The 1753-nt window shown below is 67.9% G+C and carries 2 protein-coding genes; both read right to left on the reverse strand.

What is annotated here, in order from left to right; genetic code table 11:
• Position 1: 1 nt before the first annotated feature.
• A complete protein-coding gene (locus ACIRRA_RS45935) occupies positions 2–745 on the reverse strand; it encodes an ammonium transporter (RefSeq protein ID WP_402782449.1) in 744 nt (247 codons plus the stop codon).
• A gap of 17 nt (positions 746–762) precedes the next feature.
• Positions 763–1536, reverse strand: a complete 774-nt coding sequence (locus ACIRRA_RS45940; protein ID WP_402782452.1) for a hypothetical protein — start codon at positions 1534–1536, stop codon at positions 763–765.
• Positions 1537–1753 lie beyond the last annotated feature (217 nt).

Raw genomic sequence — 1753 nt, forward strand, 5'->3', positions numbered from 1 at the left:
GTCAGCCCTTGGCGCTGCCGCTGCTGCTACCGCCGGCCGAGCCGGTGGGCAGCTTCGGCACTCGCAGGACCGGGTCCGGGACACCGGCGCCATTGGTGCCGAAATCGTCTTTGGCGTAAGGACTTTGGCCTGGCGCGGCATTGAGCGTGTTCAGATAGTTCCATGCCGCGTAGGCCGCGCCCGCCCCACCGCCGACGACGGTGCCGACGAGCCCGCCGGCACCGGCGAACACCGCAATGATGGGCAGACCTGTCAGTAGGCAGCCGACAGCCAGGACAGCACATGATGCCAGCGCGACCACGACACCGACGATCGCACCCGCGATGGCACCGGCCAGTGGCCCGACCGCCAGCGCCATGCCGAGCTTGGTCACGCCTTCGGTCGTCGCGAGCTGGTTCTCCAGTGGCGAAGCAACCGGCTGCGCGAGCGGTTGGGCGCTGGCCAGATCAGGGGCGAGTCGCAGGGATCGGCCATCGCTCGAAACAGCCTGCTGGATGTTGTATTTCCGGTCTCCGAGCGCGAAGGCCAACGGTAGCTCGGCCACCGATCGCCCCGCGTCATCGACCACCGAGATCGACCGTCCATCCGCTGCCACAGCGAACATGCCGGCGTCTATGGTCGTCACAACCCAGCCGTCTGTCACATCGGTCCGAAGGTGCAGTTCGGTTGGTGCAGGCTCGGCGGTGGCCGACTGTGCGTAGGCGAGCGTGCCCACAGCCGTCGCGGCCGCGGTCACCAGGGTCAAAGTTCCCCGCCGTAGGTTCACTTGCCCGCCTCCTCGCGCGGCGCCGGATTCCGGAACGCCGGAAGCTGGCTGGCATACGGGCTCTGCCCGGGCGCGGCGTTGAGGGTGGTGTAGTAGTTCCACATTCCCGCGGCCAGACCCGGCCCTCCGCCGAGGATCAGCCCCGCCACTCCGCCGACCGCTCCCATCACGGTGACGATCGGAACGACCGCCAGCACGCACCCGACGCTGAGCACCACGCACGATGCGCCGGATACCGCCAGGCCCGCACCGACGCCGACGACCGCGCCGACGATGGTGCCGATCAGGCTGCCCGCCGACAGGCCGAAACTCACCGAATTGATGAGATCGTTCATGGCGAGCTGATTTTCCAGGGGCGAGGCCACCGGCTGGATCCCGGACCGGCCCGGGGACACCGTGGGCAGCTGCGGAGTCAAGCGCAACGTGCGCCCGTCGGCAGAAATCTGCGCGTCGATGGGGAACTGCGCTTGGTCGACCGCGAAGCGCAGCAGCGCGGTATCCACGACAACACCACCGGCGTCGCGTAGAGCGACCTGCCCGGCCGCGGGGTCGGCCGCGAAGCTGCCGTCATCGATGGTGGCTACGACGCTCATGCCGTCGATAGCTGCCCGATAGTGCAATGCAGCCGCGGCGTCGGCCGGTGCAGGAGTAGCCACCGCGGGCGAGCCCGCTGGCGCAGCGGCGGCCGGAGCCGCTTGACCTGCCATCACCGGCGGCACGGCGACGGCTGCGGCGGTGACGGCCGCGTATATCCCTTGTCGAAGATTCATTCGATCCTCATCATTCGATCCGCCGCCGTCGAGGTGACACTCGGTACGCCTTCGGATATGGCGGCGTTTGTTCCCACGCACCACTTTTCGATGCAGTGCGCGGTGAACGTGCTCCAGTTGGATTGGCTGCGCGCTGATTGCCCGCTGGGCCGCAACGATAGGTGACCCAGTTCACATTCCCTCGGCGCTCCGCGACAATATTCGCGACGCGAATTGT

Source organism: Nocardia sp. NPDC101769, assembly GCF_044766925.1.
In the GTDB taxonomy this organism is placed as follows: Bacteria; Actinomycetota; Actinomycetes; order Mycobacteriales; family Mycobacteriaceae; genus Nocardia.

Bases quoted from the DNA above. Each gene is read 5' to 3' on its own strand.
- ACIRRA_RS45940 (WP_402782452.1), bottom strand. From the start codon at position 1,536: ATGAATCTTCGACAAGGGATATACGCGGCCGTCACCGCCGCAGCCGTC.